Origin of the sequence: Collimonas silvisoli (assembly GCF_018305005.1) — a bacterium.
Lineage (GTDB): Bacteria > Pseudomonadota > Gammaproteobacteria > Burkholderiales > Burkholderiaceae_D > Collimonas > Collimonas silvisoli.
Map to the genome: position 1 here is coordinate 1 of NZ_JAGQEG010000006.1, position 17,040 is coordinate 17,040.

General features: G+C 59.1%; 15 protein-coding genes. 12 read left to right on the top strand and 3 right to left on the bottom strand.

Features of this window, described 5'->3' with window-relative positions; all coding sequences use genetic code 11:
• Nucleotides 1–318: 318 nt before the first annotated feature.
• On the bottom strand, nt 319–1,335 hold the full coding sequence (locus KHU33_RS02345; protein ID WP_211460905.1) for a GlxA family transcriptional regulator: 1,017 nt from the start codon (nt 1,333–1,335) through the stop codon (nt 319–321).
• 485 nt (nt 1,336–1,820) lie between these two features.
• Here KHU33_RS02345 and KHU33_RS02350 point away from each other — a divergent pair, with 485 nt between their 5' ends.
• From KHU33_RS02350 to KHU33_RS02395, 10 genes are all read left to right on the top strand, one after another.
• Nucleotides 1,821–3,089, top strand: a complete 1,269-nt coding sequence (locus KHU33_RS02350; protein ID WP_211460906.1) for a serine hydroxymethyltransferase — start codon at nt 1,821–1,823, stop codon at nt 3,087–3,089.
• Between the two features lie 10 nt (nt 3,090–3,099).
• Nucleotides 3,100–4,071 (top strand): dipeptidase, encoded by a 972-nt coding sequence (locus tag KHU33_RS02355; RefSeq protein ID WP_211460907.1) that lies wholly within the window; start codon nt 3,100–3,102, stop codon nt 4,069–4,071.
• A 41-nt stretch (nt 4,072–4,112) separates the two neighbouring features.
• Nucleotides 4,113–4,637 (top strand): DUF5943 domain-containing protein, encoded by a 525-nt coding sequence (locus tag KHU33_RS02360; RefSeq protein WP_211460908.1) that lies wholly within the window; start codon nt 4,113–4,115, stop codon nt 4,635–4,637.
• Between the two features lie 15 nt (nt 4,638–4,652).
• A complete protein-coding gene (locus KHU33_RS02365) occupies nt 4,653–6,716 on the top strand; it encodes an NADH:flavin oxidoreductase (RefSeq protein ID WP_211460909.1) in 2,064 nt (687 codons plus the stop codon).
• A gap of 2 nt (nt 6,717–6,718) precedes the next feature.
• On the top strand, nt 6,719–8,629 hold the full coding sequence (locus tag KHU33_RS02370; RefSeq protein ID WP_211460975.1) for a (Fe-S)-binding protein: 1,911 nt from the start codon (nt 6,719–6,721) through the stop codon (nt 8,627–8,629).
• 2 nt (nt 8,630–8,631) lie between these two features.
• A complete protein-coding gene (locus KHU33_RS02375; RefSeq protein WP_211460910.1) occupies nt 8,632–9,792 on the top strand; it encodes an electron transfer flavoprotein subunit alpha/FixB family protein in 1,161 nt (386 codons plus the stop codon).
• The gene (locus KHU33_RS02380; protein ID WP_211460911.1) at nt 9,789–10,625 is read left to right on the top strand and encodes an electron transfer flavoprotein subunit beta/FixA family protein; all 837 of its coding nucleotides are present in this window, start codon (nt 9,789–9,791) and stop codon (nt 10,623–10,625) included. The genes KHU33_RS02375 and KHU33_RS02380 overlap by 4 nt, the downstream gene beginning before the upstream one ends.
• A 22-nt stretch (nt 10,626–10,647) precedes the next feature.
• Nucleotides 10,648–11,952 carry an aromatic ring-hydroxylating oxygenase subunit alpha gene (locus tag KHU33_RS02385; RefSeq protein WP_407928236.1) on the top strand — a complete coding sequence of 435 codons (1,305 nt, stop codon included), beginning with the start codon at nt 10,648–10,650 and terminating at the stop codon, nt 11,950–11,952.
• A 30-nt stretch (nt 11,953–11,982) separates the two neighbouring features.
• A complete protein-coding gene (locus KHU33_RS02390; protein ID WP_211460976.1) occupies nt 11,983–13,083 on the top strand; it encodes a hybrid-cluster NAD(P)-dependent oxidoreductase in 1,101 nt (366 codons plus the stop codon).
• A gap of 106 nt (nt 13,084–13,189) precedes the next feature.
• The gene (locus KHU33_RS02395; protein WP_211460913.1) at nt 13,190–14,047 is read left to right on the top strand and encodes a glycine betaine ABC transporter substrate-binding protein; all 858 of its coding nucleotides are present in this window, start codon (nt 13,190–13,192) and stop codon (nt 14,045–14,047) included.
• A gap of 44 nt (nt 14,048–14,091) precedes the next feature.
• Here KHU33_RS02395 and KHU33_RS02400 read toward each other — a convergent pair whose 3' ends face one another.
• Entirely contained in the window at nt 14,092–14,979 is an 888-nt protein-coding gene (locus KHU33_RS02400; RefSeq protein ID WP_211460914.1) for a transcriptional regulator GcvA, read from the bottom strand.
• A gap of 130 nt (nt 14,980–15,109) precedes the next feature.
• Here KHU33_RS02400 and KHU33_RS02405 point away from each other — a divergent pair, with 130 nt between their 5' ends.
• Entirely contained in the window at nt 15,110–15,709 is a 600-nt protein-coding gene (locus tag KHU33_RS02405; protein ID WP_211460915.1) for a LysE family translocator, read from the top strand.
• Between the two features lie 75 nt (nt 15,710–15,784).
• Entirely contained in the window at nt 15,785–15,961 is a 177-nt protein-coding gene (locus KHU33_RS02410; RefSeq protein ID WP_211460916.1) for a hypothetical protein, read from the top strand.
• A gap of 213 nt (nt 15,962–16,174) precedes the next feature.
• Here the strand turns inward: KHU33_RS02410 and KHU33_RS02415 are convergent, their stop codons facing one another.
• Complete coding sequence (locus KHU33_RS02415) at nt 16,175–17,002, bottom strand: TorF family putative porin (RefSeq protein ID WP_230414004.1); 828 nt, start codon at nt 17,000–17,002, stop codon at nt 16,175–16,177.
• Between the last annotated feature and the right edge of the window lie 38 nt (nt 17,003–17,040).

Here is a 17,040-nt window from a genome sequence, read left to right on the forward strand (position 1 = left end):
ATTTGCACTATTTTGGAGAAAATAATTGCTGGAAAAGTTAACTGGCATGAAATTCGGCTCATCAAAATTGACCGCTTCCGAGAACAAGAGATGGGAGTCTTCAATGCGACGAAAGGCCAATGTTGAGTTTGACCTTGGGGAAATCGACTGCTGACCGAAGGAAAGCTTAATTATTCTTATCCATAACCGAATCTTCGATTCAGAATGACAAAACGCCACGTAATTAGCGTGGCGTTTTGTGAGCTGCTTACGACCGAGTGATTAATTACAAGATCACCGGCGGGCGCCCGTTTCTTCTTCTTCCCCCCTGATTCGCCGCTAAACGAAAGCTGCTGCTTGCTGCTGCATTGGCGCCGCCAGCAAAGCCGCCGGAACCGAAGTCTGTTGCCTGCGCTCGGTACTCGGCGCAACGCTGAATATTTCACGATAGGTTTTGCTGAAATGACAGGCCGACTGGAAGCCGCAGGCAACCGTGATGCTGAGTATCGACATATCGGTCTGGCGCAGCAGCTCCCTGGCTTTGCGCAGCCGCAGCGTCAGGTAGTAATGGGTGGGCGACATGCCCATATGTTCCTTGAACATGCGCTGCAACTGGCGCGGCGACGAGCTCGACAACTGCGCCAGTTCATCCAGCGACAAGGGCTCTTCTATATTCGCTTCCATCAGCGACACCACCTCCACCATGGCCGGACGGGCCGACGTCATGCGCACCGTCAGCGGCACGCGCTGCTGGTCTTTGTGGTCGCGTACATGTTCCAGGATAAATTGATCGGCAATCGCTGCAATCGTGGTTTTGCCGATCTGGCTTGAAATCAGGTTCAGCATCATGTCCAGCGGCGCAATGCCGCCGGTGCAGGTGATGCGGTCGCGGTCCACCACAAACAGATCGGGTGCGAAAGTAATCGCCGGATAAGCGCTTTTTAATGCCGACAGGTTTTCCCAGTGCGTGGCGCAGGTGTAGCCGTCCAGCAGGCCGGCCTTGGCCAGGGCGAAGGCGCCGGTGCACAAGCTGCCCAAGGCAATTCCCTGCTGCGCCAGATGTTGCAGCACGTCCAGCGTGGCGGGCTTGATCGCGGCGGCGGTGTCGGTGCCGCCGCAGACGAACACAACATCGGCTGCGGCGCACTGGTCGGCGCGGACGGTGGTCACAGACAAGCCGTTGCTGGCCATTACCGCACCGCCTTCAGGGCTGACGACGGACCAGCGGTACAGGTTTTTCCCTTCCAGGTAATTGGCCATCCTCAACACTTCGATAGCATTTGAAAACGCCAGCATCGTAAAGTTGTTGAGCGGCATGAAAGCAAAATGGGTGAAGGAAGAAGCGCTTTTAGACATGACCTGCTCCGTTGGCAAACATCAGCGATGGACAATGTAACGTTGAAACGACTGAACAACAAATGCTTTCGGTTGTGCGTCGCAATAAGCATGCCAAGCTGATCAGATGATTTATTTTCAATGGTTGCGATCTGGAAAATTGGCCGAACAACGGCAGCCATCCCAGACGGATTTCAATTTTTCTGCACCAGGCAGAACCCTGGCCGAAGCCGCTTTCTGCAGCCACGCCGGCGCCACACCAGAAGCCGGCAGTCCCGCTTTTTGTGCATGTGATCCATTTCGGCGCAAGCGGCGTCATGGCTGCATGAGTAAGCCGATGGCGGTGCTTGCCTGAAAGTGACAGCAATGTCGCAAATTGAAAGGTTCCCGTCAGATCAAATCAATAGCGGGCAGGGGCTTGGGACAAGAATGATGTCAACCAGCAGGCCAAGTTCTGATGCCGACTCAAGACGCAATCTCGCATTTCTTTTACTGGACATATAAAAATGACACTTTCCGCATTTTCCCAGTCGCTGGCTGAACGCGACGCCCCGGTCAAAAAAGCCATCGGCCTCGAACTGGAGCGGCAGCAAAACCAGATCGAAATGATCGCCTCGGAAAACATCGTTTCACGCGCAGTGCTGGAGGCGCAGGGATCGGTGTTGACTAACAAATATGCAGAAGGTTATCCGGGCAAGCGTTATTACGGCGGTTGCGAATTCGTCGACCAGGTGGAAACCCTGGCGCTGGAAAGAGTCAAGCAATTGTTCGGCGCAAAATACGCTAACGTGCAGCCGCATTCCGGCGCCCAGGCTAACGGCGCCGTCATGCTGGCGCTGGTCAAGCCGGGCGATACCGTACTCGGCATGTCGCTTGACGCCGGCGGCCATCTGACCCACGGCGCGCGGCCGGCGATGTCGGGCAAATGGTTCAATGCGGTGCAGTACGGCGTGAATCGCGATACCTATCTGATCGATTACGACGAAGTAGAGGCATTGGCTAAACAACACAAGCCGCGCCTGATCATCGCCGGCTATTCGGCCTATCCGCGCCAGCTCGATTTCGCCCGCTTCCGCGCCATTGCCGATAGCGTCGACGCCTTGCTGATGGTCGACATGGCGCACATCGCCGGACTGGTGGCAACCGGCCATCATCCAAGCCCGGTGCCGCATGCGCATGTGGTCACTTCGACCACCCACAAGACCTTGCGCGGTCCGCGCGGCGGCTTCGTGCTGACTAACGATGAAGACATCGCCAAGAAAATCAATTCGGCGGTTTTCCCGGGATTGCAGGGCGGGCCTTTGATGCATGTGATCGCTGGCAAGGCGGTGGCTTTCGGTGAAGCGTTGCAACCGGAGTTCAAGCAATACGTCGCCAACGTGGTAGCCAACGCTAAAGCCTTGGGCGAAGTGCTGCTGGCGGGCGGGGTCGACCTGGTCACCGGCGGTACTGAAAACCACCTGCTGCTGGTCGATTTGCGGCCGAAGGGATTGAAAGGCACGCAAGTCGAGCATGCGCTGGAGCGCGCAGGGATTACCTGCAACAAGAACGGCATTCCGTTCGATACCGAAAAGCCGACGGTAACTTCCGGCATCCGCCTGGGCACGCCGGCCGGCACTGCGCGCGGTTTCGGCGTCGAAGAGTTTCGCACCATCGGCCGTCTGACCGTGGAGATTTTCGATGCGCTGGCGCGCAAGCCTGAGGGCGACGCCGAAGTCGAGCAAAAAGTGCTGGCCGAAGTGCAAGCGTTGTGCAAACGCTTCCCGATTTATTAAGGAGTAGAGCATGAGCAATCTGCATCAGCAAAGCCTGGTCATCGACGGCTTGAATATCTCCAAGTGGGAGCGGCCGGTATTCGAAGACATGAAGAAGGGCGGCCTGAGCGCCGTCAACTGCACCATTTCGGTGTGGGAGAATTTTCAGGGCACGGTCGGCAATGTGGTCGACATGAAAAACCTGATCCGCGATAACGCCGATCTGCTGACCCTGGTGCGCGGCGTCGACGATATCAAGCGGGCGAAAAAAGAAGGCCGCACCGGCGTCATCCTGGGTTTCCAGAACGCCCACGCGTTTGAAGACAATCTCGGCTATATCGAAGTGTTCGCCGAGCTGGGGGTGCGGGTGGTGCAGCTTTGCTACAACACCCAGAACCTGATCGGCACCGGCTGCTATGAACGCGATGGCGGCTTGTCCGGCTTTGGCCGCGAGGTGATTGAAGAAATGAACCGGGTCGGCATCATGGTCGATCTGTCGCATGTCGGCGGCAATACCTCGACCGAGGCGATCCTGGCGTCGAAGAAGCCGGTGTGTTATTCGCACTGCCTGCCGTCCGGCCTGAAACAGCATCCGCGCAACAAGAGCGACGAGCAGTTGAAGTTCATCGCCGATCACGGCGGTTTCATCGGCGTCACCATGTTCCCGCCCTTCCTCAAGCGCGGCAGCAACGCCAATGTCGACGACTATGTTGAAGCCTTCGACTACATCATCAATCTGGTCGGCGACGATTGCGTCGGCATCGGCACCGATTTCACGCAGGGCTACGGCAAGCCCTTCTTCGAGTGGCTGACGCATGACAAGGGCCGTCACCGCCGCCTGACCGATTTCGGCACGGTGATCAATCCGGAAGGCTTCCGCACCATCGGCGATTTCCCTAACCTGACCACTGCCATGGAACGCGCCGGCTGGAAAGAAAGCCGGATACGCAAAGTGCTGGGCGAGAACTGGCTGCGGGTGTTTGGCGAAGTCTGGAATGCTTGAAAGCCTTACATAAATACTGAGCAAAATACTAAGGAATCGTGATGCAACCCCAATTGCCGATTGAAGTCGACGCCGACACTGGCGTCTGGACCACCGACAAGCTGCCCATGCTGTATGTGCCGCGCCATTTTTTCACCAACAACCATACAGCGGTAGAAGCTGCGCTGGGGCGTGAAAAATATGCGCAGATCCTGTATCAGGCCGGCCATAAATCCGCCTATTACTGGTGCGAAAAAGAGGCCAAGCAACACGATATGTCCGGCCTCGACGTCTACAAGCATTATCTGAAACGCTTGTCGCAGCGCGGCTGGGGTTTGTTCTCCTTCTCTGAAGTGGACGCCGGCAAAGCCAGCGCCAGCATCACGCTGCGCAATTCATCGTTTGTGCTGCAACAGCCGGAAGCGCACGGCAAGCTGTGCTACATGTTCGCCGGCTGGTTTGCCGGCGCCATGGATTGGGTCTCCGACACCACCGGCAATCCGCTCAAGTCGCAATGCAGCGAAACCCAATGCGGCGGCGAAGGCCACGATCATTGTGTGTTCACCGTTACCGCACTTGCCGCTTAGGGATAGATACAGATCATGCGTTATCCGACTTTGTTTTCGCCCTTGACCTTGAACCAGGTAACCCTGCGCAACCGGGTGGTCAGCACCGCCCATGCCGAGGTATATGCAGAGGCAGGCGGCTTGCCGGGCGAACGCTACATCCGCTATTACGAAGAAAAGGCCAAGGGCGGCCTCGGCCTGGCGATTTGCGGCGGCTCCAGCACGGTCTCCATCGATAGCCCGCAAGGCTGGTGGAAATCGGTCAACCTGACTACCGACAAGGTGATAGAGCCGCTGTCGCGCCTGGCCGAAGCGATGCACCGGCATGGCGCCAAGATCATGATCCAGGCTACCCACATGGGCCGCCGCACCGCCTGGCACGGCGAAAACTGGCCGCATCTGGTCAGTCCGTCGGGGATCCGCGAGCCGGTTCATCGCGGTAATGCCAAGATCATCGAGATCGAAGAAATCCGCCGCATCGTCGCCGATTTCGCTGCTGCCGCCAAGCGCGTCAAGCAAGCCGGCATGGACGGCATCGAGATTTCCGCCGCCCACCAGCAATTGATCGACCAGTTCTGGAGTCCACGCGTCAACCAGCGCACCGACGAGTACGGCGGCAGCCTGGAAAATCGCATGCGCTTCGGCATCGAGGTATTGACGGCGGTGCGGGAAGCGGTCGGCAGCGATTTCTGCGTCGGCATGCGCATGTGCGGCGATGAATTCCATGAAGACGGCATCGACCATGAAACCGCCAAACAGATCGCGCAAGCCATGTCCGGCTCCGGCCTGATCGATTTCCTGAGCGTGGTCGGCTCCGGCGCCGATACTCACAATACGCTGGCCAACTGCATGCCGCCGATGGCCCTGCCGCCGGAACCGTTCGTGCATCTGGCGGCCGGCATCAAGGCGGTGTCCAAGGTGCCGGTGATGCACGCGCAAAGCATACGCGACGCCGGCCAGGCGGAACGCATACTGTCGTCCGGCATGGTCGATCTGGTCGGCATGACGCGTGCGCAGATCGCCGATCCGCACATGGTGATCAAGATTCGCGACGGCCGCGAAGATGAGATCAAGCAATGCGTGGGCGCCAACTATTGCATCGATCGCCAATACAACGGCCTCGACGTGCTGTGCGTGCAAAACGCCGCGACTTCACGCGAGCAAAGCATGCCGCATCAGATCGCCAAAAGCCGTGGCCCGAAACGCAAGGTGGTGGTGGTAGGCGCCGGTCCGGCCGGACTGGAGGCGGCACGGGTGGCGCGTGAACGCGGCCACGATGTGGTGTTGTTCGAGCGCAGCGAGGCGGTGGGCGGCCAGATCAACCTGGCGGCCAAGGCGCCGCAACGCGAGCAAATGGCCGGCATCGTGCGCTGGTTCGATATGGAAACCAAACGCCTCGGCGTCGACCGCCGCTTGGGCGTGAATGCCGACGAAGCCATGATCCTGGCCGAACAGCCGGATATCGTGGTGCTGGCCACCGGCGGCAGCAACTACACCAGCCAGGTTGAAGCATGGGGCATCGCCGAAGGTTTGTCGGTCAGCTCCTGGGATATCTTGCAAGGCAAAGTCGCGCCAGAAAAAAATGTGCTGGTGTATGACGGCATCAGCACCCACGCCGGTTTCGGCGTGGCGGATTTCCTGGCAAGCCGCGGCAGCCTGGTCGAAATCGTCACGCCCGACGTCAAGGTGGCCGACGATACCGGCGGCACCACTTTCCCGATTTTCTATCGCCGTCTGTATGCGCAAGGCGTGATCCCGACGCCAAACTACTGGCTGGACCGGGTCTATGCAGAAGGCGACAAGAAAATCGCCGTGCTGCGCAATGAATATACCGAGCTGCAGGAAGAGCGGGTGGTGGATCAGGTGGTGATTGAAAACGGCATTCTGCCGAACGACCATCTGTACTGGTCGCTCAAGCCGCAATCGGTCAATCGCGGCCAGATCGATATCAACAAGCTGTTCGCCGCCGAGCCGCAACCGGCCTTGGCGGAGACGCTGGGCGATGGCCGCTTCCTGCTGTTCCGGGTCGGCGATTGCGTCTCCATGCATAACATCCACGCCGCCATCTACGATGCGCTGCGCCTGTGCAAAGATTTTTGACTATGAACGCCTCGGCTTTTCCTCTCAATCAGGTCATCACCGTATTGTTCTGGCTGTCGGTGGCGGGCTTGTCGGTGGGCTTGCTGCGCCGTGCTGCACTGTGGCGCGCCGGCCGCGAAGCAGCGGTATCCTGGCTGGGATTGCTGGCTATCCCCAAGCGTTATTTCGTCGACCTGCATCACGTGGTGGCGCGCGATCCCTATATCGCCCGTACTCACGTGGCGACTGCCGGCGGCGCGATTGCGGCGATGGCGCTGGTGGCGGTCAACTACGGTTTGATGCTGTACGCATCGTCCCTGAATACGGCGATCGCACTGTTTGCGCTGGTCATGCTGGTTGGCGTGCTGTTCGTCTGGCACCGGCGTCGCACGCCGCCGACGCGTTTGTCGCGCGGCGCCTGGATGCGTTTGCCCTGGATGCTGGCGGCGTTTGCGCTGGGCTTGCTGGCGCTGGGTTTGATTCCTCTGCAATTCGTCTCGGGCTTGAGCGCGCTGGTGACCGTGCTGTTGCTGGGCTTGGGCGCCTGGACCTTGACCGTCGGCGCGACCCGCGGCGGGCCGATGAAACATGCGCTGGCCGGTTTGCTGCATCTGGCGTTTCATCCGCGCCAGGGGCGTTTCAAGCACACCGGTGACGGCACGCCGGCTACCGCACTCAAACCGTTGAAACTGGAGCAGGGCGAACTGGGTGTCGGCAAGCCGGTCGAATTCCGCTGGAATCAATTGCTGAGTTTCGACGCCTGCGTCCAGTGCGGAAAATGCGAAGCGGCTTGCCCGGCTTTTGCCGCCGGCCAGCCTTTGAATCCGAAGAAGCTGATACAAGACATGGTGCTCGGCATGGCCGGCGGCAGCGACGCCAATTTTGCCGGCAGTCCCTATCCTGGAATCCCTCTCGGCCGCCATCAAGGCCGGCCGCAAGATGCGATTGTGCCAGGCTTGATTTCCAGCGACACCTTGTGGTCTTGCACCACCTGCCGCGCCTGTGTGCAGGAATGCCCGATGCTGATCGAGCACGTCGACGCCATCGTCGACATGCGCCGCCACCAGACACTGCAATACGGCGAAGTGCCGGGCAAGGGGCCAGAGGTGCTGGCGAATTTGCGCGAGACCGGCAGCGCCGGCGGCTTTGACCTGGGCGTGCGCTACAACTGGGCGATCGACCTCGGCGTCCGCCAGATCACTCCCGGGCAGGCGGTGGACGTGCTGCTGATGGTGGGCGAGGGTGGTTTCGACATGCGTTATCAGCGCAGCCTGCGCGCGCTGGTCAAGGTATTGCAGGCTGCCGACGTGGATTTCGCCGTGCTCGGTGCGCTGGAAACCGATACCGGCGACGTCGCTCGCCGCCTGGGTGACGAAGCGACCTTCCAGAGTATGGCGCAGCATCTGATCACGCAATTGTCGGCCTTCAGTTTCAAACGGATTGTCACTGCCGATCCGCATGTCATGCATTGCCTGCGCAATGAATATCCGGCGTTCGGAGGCCGTTATGACGTTGTTCATCACACCACTTTCATGGCGGCGCTGGTGAGCTCAAAAAAAATCAAGCTGCAAGCCAATCCTGCCGCAGACAGCAGCCAGCGTTTTACCTATCACGATCCTTGCTACCTGGGACGCTACAACGGCGAGATCGAAGCGCCGCGTGAATTGCTCAAGCAGCTTGGCTTGCCGCTGCATGAAATGGAGCGCAATGGCATGCGCGGCCGTTGCTGCGGCGGCGGCGGCGGCGCGCCCTTGACCGATATCCCCGGCAAACAGCGCATCCCCGACATCCGCATCCACGACGCCCGCGCCGTGCGCGCCGATACGGTGGTGGTGGCTTGCCCGAATTGCACCGCGATGCTGGAAGGCGTGGTGGGGCCGCGTCCCGAAATACGCGATATCGCCGAATTGCTGGCCGCAGCATTGGAGAATTGAAGATGGATATGGCGATAAGCAACGGCATCAGGCGCATCAACCCGCGCCGTCCATTTACCCTCAATGCTGACGGGCTCAAACGGATCGTGTTGGGCCAGGCGGGAGATAGCGACAGCAGCCAGGTACAGATCCAACAGCCGTCCCATCAGCCGGCCAAACCTGTGCGTCTGGCTGTTGGCGCCGTGACGACTCAATCCCTGCTGGCAGTGGCGCATAGCGATCGTGGCGCGCTGGACGAACACGCCCGCCAAACCGTGGCTGCGGCAGCGTTGCTGGCGGATGGCGCGACCGAAGTAGCGCTGCTGGTGTTCGGCGAACTGCATGACGATGCGGCGCTGCTAGGCGCAGACCGCTGCATCGTCCTACCGCAATACGGCGGCAATTTGTTTGCACCCGAAGCGGAGCTGGCGGCGCTGCGCGCCTTGATCGAAGAATTGCAGCCGGCCCATGTGCTTATCCCTGATAACGGCGTCGCCGCCAGCGATCTGGGGCGGCGTCTGGGTGCGGCCGTGGCTGACGCCAGTATCGCCACCCATGTGGTCGAAATCAGCAAGTCCGGCTTGGCAGCCTATCGCCAGCAGCGCAGTTTGCTGGCCCGCCGCAGCCTGTCGCACATCATCTTGCTGGAGCCGGACGCCGTGGATGCGCGCTTGCCTTTCCTTGGGCGTGGCGAGATTGCAGAGCCGCTGGCCGCGACCCTTGCTGCGGTGGGTGATAAAGCCGCATCGTCCAGTGCATATCTGGACCTTGGCAGCAAAACCATGGCAGCCTCGCAGATGGAATTGGATGAAGCCGATTTCATCGTCTCGGCGGGCAACGGGGTTGACGATGTCGCCCTGTTCAATTCTCTGGCCAATGCGCTCGATGCAGCGGTCGGCGCCAGCCGGGTCGCCGTCGACGACGGCAAGTTCAAGCGCGACAAGCAGATCGGCGCTACCGGCAAGACCGTCAGCGCCAGCGCTTATCTGGCCTTCGGCATTTCAGGCGCGGTCCAGCATCTGCAAGGCATCAAGGATTGCCGCCATGTGATCGCGGTCAACCTGGACGCCAGCGCACCGATGATCAAGCGCGCCGATCTCAGCATCATCGGCGACGCCCAGGAATTGATGACGGCCTTGCTGGATCAGGTGCGGCAGGCGCGTAGTGCGGAGGTGGCACCATGAGTCAAGTTGTCAATCAAGCTGCCGTCAAGCGGATTGCCGTGCTGGTGTCGATCGGCCGCCATCCGGTCAGCGGCGTGCCGCGTTATAGCCGCAACGACGCCGCCGCCCTCGGCATGGCGAGCGAGTTGGCGCAGCGCGCAGCAGGAATAAGCATTGATGTGATCCATGCCGCTGATGCTGATCATGTCGACAATTCTGCCTTGTCCGCGACTTTATCTGAATATCTGGCGTTGGGCGCTGCCAGCGTTACCCTGATCGAAACAGAAAATTCGCAAGATGTATTGCCGGCGCTGCAAGCGCAGCTGCAAGCGTACGACCTGGTGTTGTGCGGCAGCCGTGCTGAGGGCGGGGCGGGTAGCGGCATGTTGCCCTATCTGCTGGCGGCGCGCCTGAACCTGCCCTTGCTGGCCGGCGTGATTGGCGTGAAGCCAGGCAAGGACGCCGTCGTCGCCCAGCAATATCTGCCTAAAGGGCGGCGGCGTGAAGTATCACTCAAGCTGCCGGCCATGATGACGGTGCATCCCCTGGCGCCATCCAGGCTGCGCTATGCCTACGCCAGATTGCGTCGCGGTGAAATCAGAAAGCAGATTTTCGCCGCACATGCCACACATACGGTATCCGTTTGCGAGCCTGTGGAAGAGTGGATTGTCGAGCCTGCCAAAGCCATGCCGCGCAAGCTGGTCGCGCCGGAAAAGCGCTCCGGACACGCCCGCATGCAAGCCGCCACCGTGACGGAAAGCCGCGGCGGCAAGGTGGTTCAAGACGGCAGCGCTGCCGATAAAGCACAAGTAGTTCTTGCCTATTTACGTGAGCATCACCTGGTCGATTATTGAGGCGGTTCCATAACTGTAATACATGGAGAAACAATTGAAAGTATCCAAAGAGATTCAATCACTGATCGCCAAGCGCCTGCCTGGGCATAGCCTGGACGCGCCGTTTTACCTGAGCCAGGAAATTTTCGATCTGGATATCCAGGAGATTTTCAGCAAGCACTGGATCCAGGTCGCGGTCGAGCCGGATATTCCTGAACCGGGCGATTACGTCACGGTCGAGATCGGTCTTAACTCGATCGTGGTGGTGCGCGACGACGACATGTCGGTGCGCGCTTATCACAATGTGTGCCGGCATCGCGGCGCGCGGCTGTGCTCGGAGCACAAGGGCTCGGTGGGCAACCTGGTCTGTCCTTACCACCAGTGGACTTACAACCTGGGCGGAGAGCTGATCTACGCCGAGCACATGGGCGAGAAGTTCGATCGCTGCAAGCACAGTCTAAAATCGGTGCATGTGGAAAATCTGGCCGGGCTGATATTCATCTGCCTGGCCGAGCAGCCGCCGCAGGATTTTGCCGTCATGCGCGAGGCCATGGCGCCGTATCTGCTGCCGCACGGGCTGCAGGATTGCAAGATCGCCAAGCAGGTCGACCTGATCGAAGAGGGCAACTGGAAGCTGACCATGGAGAATAATCGCGAGTGCTATCACTGTGCGACCAATCATCCGGAGTTGACGGTTTCCTTGTTTGAATTCGGCTTCGGTTATCAATCCGCGCCTGGCAATGCTGAACAAATCGCGGAGTTCGATCGCCTGGCGGCGCAACGCTGCGCTGACTGGGAGCAGGGCGGCTTGCCGTCGGCGGAGATCGAGCGGCTGGATGAACTGGTGACCGGGTTCCGCACCCAGCGCCTGCCGTTGGACCGCGCCGGCGAATCGCAGACGCTGGACGGCAAGGTGGCCTCGGGCAAACTGCTTGGAAATTTCGAGCGCGCCGATCTGGGCGGTCTTTCATTCTGGACCCAGCCCAATTCCTGGCACCACTTCATGAGCGATCACATCGTCACTTTTTCAGTCCTGCCTTTGTCGGCGGAGCGTACCCTGGTGCGCACCAAGTGGCTGGTGCATAAAGATGCGCGCGAAGGCATCGATTATCAACTGGATAATCTGACCGCGGTGTGGAACGCCACCAACGACCAGGACAAGCGGCTGGTCGAGCTGTCGCAGCAGGGCGCGCGCAGCAGCGCTTATCAGCCCGGCCCCTATTCGCCGTTTACCGAGGGTCTGGTGGAAAAATTCTGCACCTGGTATATCGGCCGTTTGTCAGCCGGCTTATCTGCCAATTTAACCGCTGGCTCGGCGACTACGATAGCGATCGCTGTGGAGAATTAATTGAAAGCCGAAATCTTGCCAGGACCGGTCATGGATACTTACAAGCTGAATCGCCGGAATTTCTGGGACAGCATCCCGCCGCTGTGGAACAGCGATAGCGAAGAGACGCTGGTCTGTTGCCAGGTGCGCGCCGAGACGCATGACGTGAAGAGTTTCTTCTTCGCCGCTCCGGACGGCGGCGCGTTCGTGTTCCAGCCGGGCCAGTTCATCACGCTGGAATTGGAAATCAACGGCGCGCCTATCAACCGCTGCTACACGATTTCGTCGTCGCCTGCGCGGCCGCATACGATTTCGATTACGGTCAAAAGAGTGCCGGGCGGCCCGGTATCCAACTGGCTGCACGACAATCTCAAAGCCGGCGACAAGGTCAAGGTATTGCCTGCGGCGGGTGAATTCACCTGCGCTATCCATCCCGCTGAAAAATACCTGTTCCTGTCGGCCGGTTCAGGGATTACGCCGTTGATGTCGATGTCGCGCGCGCATCACGATCTATGCGATGACAGAGATATCGTCTTCATTCACAGCGCGCGCACGCCGGACGACATCATCTTTGAGCGCGAGTTGAGCCTGATCGCCGCCAGCCAGCAAAACTTCAGGACTCGTTTCATTTGCGAGCGGCTGGGCCAGCGGCGCGACTGGTCGGGACCGACCGGCATGCTGTCGCTGGCAGCGTTGAAGCTGATGGCGCCCGATTTCATGGAACGTGAAATTTTCGTGTGCGGCCCGGCGCCCTACATGAAAGCCGTGCGCAGCATGCTGGACGAAGCAGGTTTTGAGCAAGCCCGCTATCACGAAGAAAGTTTTTCCTTCGAGACTTTGCAGCAAAGTGCCGAGCCGCCGGCAACCGCCAGCGATATCACAGCGGCGGCCGGTTTCGAAATCAATTTCCAGAAAAGCATGCGCCAGATCATCTGCGGCCCGCAGCAGCATGTGCTGGAAGCCGCCCGCAGCGCCGGCGTCCGGCTGGCGTCTTCATGCGCCCAAGGCATGTGCGGCACCTGCAAGGTCAAGCTGATTTCCGGCAGCGTCGACATGCAGCACAAGGGCGGCATCCGGCAACGTGAAATCGACCAGGGCATGGTGCTGCTATGTTGCAGCAAGCCGCTAAGCAATCTGGTAGTAGATAAATGACAGTCCGAAATAATTGGGGTCAGAGTGGAATTTATTTCCAGATAAATTTGACTCTGACCCCAATTAAATTATGCAGTATCCATCGCAGTATAAACGGAGGTCGACCATGAACTTGATACGGAAATTATGTTGTTTCGGTGCAGCACTGGCTTGTGTTGCGAGTTCCTGCATGGCCGCCGCGCAGGCCAAGCCGGAGATCAGGATCGGCTACGTCGAAGGCTGGTCGGACAGCGTCGCGACTACCTATGTGGCGGCGCAGATCATCCGTCAGAATCTGGGATATGAGGTCAAGCTGGTGCCGGTCTCGGCCGGCCTCATGTGGCAGGGCGTGGCGCGCGGCGATCTGGACGCTACCATGTCGGCCTGGCTGCCGGTGACGCAAGGTGCGTACTACGAAAAACTGAAAGACAAGGTGGTCGACCTGGGCGTCAATTATCCGGGCGCCAGGATAGGCTTGATCGTGCCGGCTTATGTCAACGCCAATAGCCTTGCCGATTTGCCGGCCCAGAAGGCGGCGTTCGAAGGCCGTATCGTCGGCATCGACGCTGGCGCCGGCGTGATGACCAAGACCGAACTGGCGATCAAGGAATACGGCCTGGATTACAAACTGATGCCCAGTTCCGGCAGCGGTATGGTGGCCGAACTGGAGCGCTCGATCCGCAATAACAAAGCGATCGCGGTGACCGGCTGGGTGCCGCACTGGATGTTCGCCAAGTGGAAACTCAAGTTCCTGGAAGATCCGAAGAAGGTTTATGGCGAGGCCGAGCACGTCGACAATATCGCCAATCCCGGCCTCGAAGCCAAGGCCAGGCCGGTCAACGATTTTCTCAGGCATTTCTCATGGCAGCCGGGCGAGATCGATAGCGTCATGCTGGCGGTAGAAAATGGGGCAAAACCCGCGGCGGCGGCAAAAGAATGGGTAGACGCCCATCCGCAGCGCATCAGCCAGTGGTTGCAGAAGTAAGTGCTGAAGCAAGTGCATTCTGCAGCGTTTAGCGTGCAGGCAGATCAGCGCTGGCAGGTTTCCGCCTCGGCCAGCAGCCAGGAACGAAAGGCCATGAGCCTGGGTTTCAACGCCGATGCCTTGGGATATACCAGCCAATAGGAAAAATCATTTTTCATGCGTTGCCGGTAGGGCGTCAACAGTCGGCCTGCGGCAATGTCGTCGGCGGCCAAAAACAGGCGTCCCAACAACACCCCGTGGCCGTCGATTGCCGCCTGCAGCGCCAGGCTGCTATCGGTAAAGCCAGCGCCTTTGCGGGCATCCACGACAGGCGCTTTAGCCGATTCCAGCCATCTTGACCAGCCATCGCGCGGCGTATCGTGCAGCAAGGGATGCAGGCGCAAGTCGGATAGCGTCTGCAACGGCTTGCGCGCGTTCAAAGCCGGACTGCACATCGGCGTGAGCCATTCTTGTGAAATGAGATCCGCTTGCAGACCGCTCCAGCGACCTTGGCCCAGGCGGATGCCCAGGTCGAAATGCTTGCTCGAAAAATCCCAACTCTCCTCGGTGCTGACGAGATCAAGTTCTATCTCCGGGTGCGCAGCATGAAATCGGCTGAGCCGAGGCATGAGCCATTTTGCCGCAAAGGAAGGCAGCACCGTAATACGCAAAGGGCCGGCCAGTGTCCGGCTCGTCAAGCGTTCGGTGGCGGCAGTCAGGCGATCCAGGGCCTCGGCCACATCCGGCAAATAGGCTTTGCCATCCGGGGTTAACGTCAATGCGTGGCCACGGCGCTCAAACAGCTTCATTCCCAGCCATTCTTCCAATTGCTTCACCTGATGGCTGATTGCCGCCTGCGTGACATGGAGTTCTGCCGCGGCGCGCGTGAAATTCTGGTGGCGGGCTGCGGCTTCAAAGGCTTTCAAAGAGGTAAGGGGAGGGAGTCGGCGCATGGCTCAATCAATTTTTCTTATCGAAGGCATGAGAATACTTCGTTTTGCGGAGATCGGTAAGTACGGTTTAATTTGCTCCGGGAAACAAAGTGTGCTGCAGGGTTCTGGCCGTTGATAAAGGGAAGAGAAAATGATCGTAATGGAGACATGGATACTCATCCTCGGATTTTCAGTGCCGATGGTGCTTAGCCCAGGGCCCGGCAATACTGTCCTGGCGGCGGCCGGCGCCAAATTCGGCGTCAGAGGGACGGTTCCGTTCTGGCTGGGGTTCGAGGCGGCAAATCTGTTCTGGTGCCTGGTTTACGGCTTGGGTTTAAGTGAAATTTTCAGGCAGCACCCTCTACTGAACCAGACGATGAAATGGGCAGGAACCATTTATATCCTGTACCTGGCTTACGGCTTTCTGCGATCATCAGCCTTATCTGCCAGAAGTGAAATGAGGCCCTTGGGTATCCTGGACGGGTTTGTATCTGTTTCATTGAACGTGAAAATTCATTCGATGATCCTGGTGATGTTTTCCCAGTTCCTGAATCCGGCATTGCCGCTGCTTGCCCAGGTTATCCAGATTGCTATCGTGTTTATCCTGGTTTGCCTTGCTTGCCACTTTCCCTGGATTTACGCCGGACAAATCATTTTTAGCCGATTCAAAACAGCTCGGGCAATGCGGATACAAGGATACCTGTTCGCTGCCTGCCTGGCGCTGGTCGCACTGTTCGCGGCGCGCTTTTAGCTTGACGCTCGCAGTGCCGCGCAACGGATATCTCTCTAATTCAATTCACGAGCCCGACATGAGCTGTACATCGACATGCTGTCAAATCGCTCCCGTATTACCCAGCCGCCCGCAGGCGGCATTGCAGCGTTTGCAGCGATTGCTGGCGGCAATGCTGCACATCGCCAGGCGCGCTGCCGGATGGCGGCGGCAACGTCTGGCCCCGCATTGTCCAACAACAAGACAGTCAGGACGTTTGCTGACCGCACGTGATCTGAACGATCACATACTGCGTGATATCGGCTTTATCGATGTATTACCGCCACGCGATGACACCCGCAGGGACAGGTTCTACTGAGCCGATGTTTGTCATGTTCTTACCGAAGAAAAGCCGAAGCCGTGCTGCGGCGCAGACGACTTCAGCAAACGCGCATCGGGTCGCGGGACGGTCCGCATTGGCGATGCGTCAGGGGGAGATGGCGTTGCTCAGAATGTCTTGGTCAGTGACAGCACCAGGGTGGCGGCGAGCGGATTGGATACCGCTGCCATTCCGGCAGAGTTGAGTGCGCCGGTGGTGTAGTGGTCGTAGACGCCGTTCTTGCCCCAGCCTTTGGTGACCGCGCCGGTGACCGTCCAGCCGCCGTCGAAAGCCTTGGACAGCGCCACCTTGCCATCCTGAAAACTGTACGCTGAAAAATTCCGCACGCGCTCGTTACCGTAATGCAGCAACAAGCTGTAGCCGCTGCCCAGATCGAAAGTTCCGTTCAGATCCAGATAGCCCGAGCCGCGGCTGTGCAGGCCGCGGCCGATGCCGAGCGTGGCGCTGTTATAGCCGAAATAGTCAGGCGTGTAGGTCAGCCAGTATTTGACGTTGAACCATCTATAGGTGAGCGAGGCAACCGCTTCGCCGTAGTTGTATTTGGTTTTGGCAGAAGAGACTTCCGCGCCCGGGTAGAGGTAGTAGTAAATTTGCCCGGTGTAGGCAATCTCGCCGGCGCTGCCCGAATAGCCGCCGTACAAATCCCATTCGACCGAATCGTTTTCAATGAAATGATCGCTGACGGTAGACATCCAGGTGCCGGCAAACAAGCCGCTTGGATGGACATAATCAAGACCGCCCTGGAGCGCCGGTCTGCCCCAGGTCTGGCGGAAACCACGCGACACATATTGCGAGGCGATGGTCGCATTGGCGCTGAAAGCCGGGGCGGCGGCTCCGCTATCGGCGCTCTGCGCCAGCGCCGGCAATTGATAGATGAGCGCGAAGGCTGCGGCACAGCATGTGCGGGTGGCGGTCTTGCTGAATTTCTGACGCATCTGGGCAATTTCCCCCCTCTCAATATATTTCCATTTCG